Origin of the sequence: Streptomyces sp. NPDC059003 (assembly GCF_042740445.1) — a bacterium.
In the GTDB taxonomy this organism is placed as follows: domain Bacteria; phylum Actinomycetota; class Actinomycetes; order Streptomycetales; family Streptomycetaceae; genus Streptomyces.
On sequence record NZ_JBHYJH010000366.1, the window covers coordinates 1 to 3,854 of the forward strand.

Here is a 3,854-nt window from a genome sequence, read left to right on the forward strand (position 1 = left end):
GGTGTGTGCGCACTTCGATCAGCTGTTGGACCGTCCGTTGCGGGAGGTGATGTTCGCCGGCCCGGACGGGGTGCTGGACAACACCGGCTGGGCGCAGCCCGCGCTGTTCGCGATCGAGGTGGCGCTGTTCCGGCTCCTGGAGTCGTGGGGCGTCACGCCCGACTACCTCGTCGGCCACTCGGTGGGTGAGTTGGCGGCTGCGCATGTGTCGGGTGTGCTGTCGCTGGCCGATGCCTGTGAACTGGTCGCTGCCCGGGCGCGGTTGATGCAGGCGCTGCCCGAGGGCGGTGCGATGTGGGCGGTACGGGCGACTGTCGATGAGGTCGCTCCGCTGCTGGTGGAGGGTGTGTCGGTGGCGGCGGTGAACGCCCCGGGCCAGGTGGTGCTCTCCGGCACGCGCGAGGCCGTCGAGACGGTGGCCGCCGCCCTGCCCGACCACCAGGGCCGCTGGCTGGAGGTCAGCCACGCCTTCCACTCGGCGCTGATGGACCCGATGCTGGAGGAGTTCGGGCAAGCCGCGGCCGCAGTGTCGTACGGGCATCCGTCGATACCGATCGTGTCCACGCTCACCGGCGAGCCGGTCGAGGAGTTCACCGCCACGTACTGGGCGGACCAGGTCCGCGGCACGGTCCGCTTCGCCGACGCGATCAGCCGCCTGACCGCCCTGGGCGTCACCCGCTTCGTGGAGCTGGGCCCGGACGCGAGCCTGGTCGGCGCCATCGAGGAGACCTGTGAGGAGGGCGTGCTCGCGGTGCCGGTGCTGCACCGCAAGCGTGCCGAGGCGCCCGCCGCCGTGACGGCCTTGGCCCGCCTGTGGTCGGACGGCGGCAGCGTCGACTGGGCGGCCTTCTACGCCCCGACCGGGGCCAGGACCGTCAGCCTGCCCACCCACGCCTTCCAGCGCGAACGCTACTGGCCGAGCCTGCGGCAGCAGACCGTCGCCGCCCCGCCCACCACCGGCGTCGACGCCACCTTCTGGGACATCGTCGAGCACGGTGACGTCGAGACGTTCACGAACACCCTCGGGGTGGCCGCCGACGCCGCTCCCCAGGACGTCCTGGCCGCGCTCGACACCTGGCAGCGCCGCCACCACCGGCTCGCCGACCTCGACCAGCTGTGCTACCGGGTCGGCTGGACGCCGATCGGGCCGGTGCGGGGCGTCGACGTGTCGGGCGGCTGGCTGATCGTCGAGCCCGCGGACGCCGACGACCCGTGGGCGGGGGCGCTCGCCGAGGAACTGGTGGCGCGCGGCGCCCAGGTGACCCGGCTGCGGCTGGACGTCGCGGACCTGGACCGGGCGGCCCTGGCCGGTCGCCTCGCCGGGTTCGCCGACTGCGGCACGGTGGTGTCGTTCCTCGGCCAGGACGAGCACGAGCATGCCGGCCACCCGGGCCTGGCGCTCGGCCTGACCGCCTCCGCCACGCTCGTCCAGGCCTTGGCCGACGCCGAAGTGCGCACCCGGGTGTGGACGGTCACGTCGGGCGCGGTCTCCACCGGACCCGGTGACGAACTGGCGCACCCCTCGCGCGCCGCCGTGTGGGGCCTGGGCCGGGTCGTCGCCCTGGAGGAACCGGACCGGTGGGGCGGCCTCGTCGACGTGCCGGCCCAACCCGCGCGTGGTGCCGCCGCCCGGCTGGTGGAGGCGCTGGCCTCCGGTGCCGCCGGCGAGGACCAACTGGCCCTGCGCGGCGGGGCCGTGCTCGGCCGACGCCTGGCCCCCGCACCCCTGGAGCCCACGGCGGCGCCGTGGACCCCGTCCGGCACCGTCCTGATCACCGGTGGCACGGGTGCCCTGGGTGGGCGGACCGCCCGCTGGGCGGTGCGGCGGGGTGCGCGGCACATCGCCCTCGTCAGCCGCCGCGGCGCCGACGCACCGGGCGCCGCCGCACTGCGCGACGAGCTTCAGGAACAGGGCGCCACGGTCACCTTCGCCGCCTGCGACGTCGCCGACCGCGCCGCGCTCGCCGCAGCCGTCGCACAGCTGGAGTCCGAAGGACCCCGGATCCGGTCCGTCTTCCACACCGCGGGCCAGACGCAGGCCGTGTCCCTGCGCGCCGCGGGCGTCGACGACTACGCGGCGATGATGGGCGCGAAGGCCGCCGGCGCGGCCAACCTCGACGCCCTGCTGGGCGAGCGTGACCTGGAAGCCTTCGTGCTCTACTCCTCCATCGCCGCCACCTGGGGCAGCGGCATGCAGGGCGGGTACGCCGCCGCCAACTCCTACCTCGACGCCCTCGCGGCCCGGCGCCGCGCCCGGGGCAAGGCCGCGACCTCGCTCGCCTGGGGCCCGTGGGGCGGCGGTGGCATGGCCGCCGCCGAAGGCGCCGAGGACGACCTGCGTCGGCGCGGACTGCCGGCCCTGTCGCCCGACGACGCGATGGCGGCGCTGGAGCTGGCCGTGGCCGGCGGCGAGCCCTGTGTCTCGGTCGTGGACGTCGACTGGGACCGGTTCGTTCCGACCTTCACCGTACGGCGCGCCAGCGCGCTGTTCGCCGAGTTCGACGACGCGCCGCAGGAGCCCGACGAGCGGCAGGGAGCCGTGGCGGCCCTGCGGGAGCTCCTGGACGGGCTGGACGAGAAGGACCGGCGCCGCCGGGTCATCGAACTCGTCCGGCGCGAGGCCGCGGCAGTCCTCGGTCATGCCGACACCGAGGCGATCGAACCGGGGCGCGCCTTCCGCGACCTCGGGTTCGACTCGCTCACCGCGGTCGAGTTCCGCGACCGGCTCAGGACGGCGACCGGCTTGTCCCTGGCCGCCACCCTGGTCTTCGACCATCCGACCCCGGCGACGCTTGCCGACCACCTCGTCGACCAGGTGACGGGAACCGGGCAGGCGCCCGAACTCCTCGAACCGGCCCGTGCGGCCCTCGACGAGCCCATCGCGATCGTGTCGATGGCCTGCCGCTTCCCCGGCGGGGCCACCGACCCGGAGAGCCTGTGGCAACTGCTGTCCGAGTCGAGTGACGCGATCACCGGTTTCCCCACCGACCGGGGCTGGGAACTGGACGCCCTCGACGCCGCCGGCTCGACCTTCGCCCGCCAGGGCGGCTTCCTCGCCGACGCCGCGGGCTTCGACGCCGGGTTCTTCGGCATCTCGCCGCGTGAGGCGCTGGCGATGGACCCGCAGCAGCGGCTGCTCCTCGAAGTCGCCTGGGAGTCCCTGGAACGCGCGGGCATCGCCCCGCTGGCGCTCAAGGGCGACCGCGTCGGCGTCTTCGTCGGCGCGGGCAGCTCCGGCTACCTCAGCAACGCGCATGACGTCCCGGAAGGCGTCGGCGGCCACCTGATCACCGGCAACTCGGGCAGCGTACTGTCGGGCCGGATCTCGTACGCGATGGGATTCGAGGGCCCGGCGGTCACGGTCGACACCGCCTGCTCGTCCTCGCTCGTGGCACTGCACCTGGCCGTGCAGGCGCTGCGCTCGGGGGAGTGCTCCCTGGCGCTGGCCGGTGGCGTCACGATCATCGCAAGCCCGGACGCGTTCATCGACTTCGCGCATCAGGGCGGTCTGGCCACTGATGGCCGCTGCAAGGCGTTCTCCGACGACGCCGACGGCACCGGCTGGAGCGAAGGCATCGGTCTGTTGCTGGTGGAGCGGTTGTCGGATGCGCGGCGTAACGGGCATCGGGTGTTGGCGGTGGTGCGCGGCAGTGCGGTCAATCAGGACGGTGCGAGCAATGGGTTGACGGCGCCGAACGGTCCGTCGCAGCAGCGGGTGATTCGGCAGGCGTTGGCGAATGCGCAGGTGTCGGCTGCGGATGTCGATGTGGTGGAGGCGCACGGTACGGGCACCTCCCTCGGTGATCCGATCGAGGCGCAGGCGTTGTTGGCGACGTACGGCCAGGAGCGCCCTG

1 protein-coding gene is annotated in these 3,854 nt (G+C 74.1%); it reads left to right on the forward strand.

Going from position 1 to position 3,854, the window contains the following annotated elements:
- Nucleotides 1–25: 25 nt before the first annotated feature.
- Nucleotides 26–3,854: SDR family NAD(P)-dependent oxidoreductase (locus ACFWZ5_RS45475; RefSeq protein WP_384893094.1), on the forward strand; the 3,829-nt coding region annotated here is incomplete at its 3' end.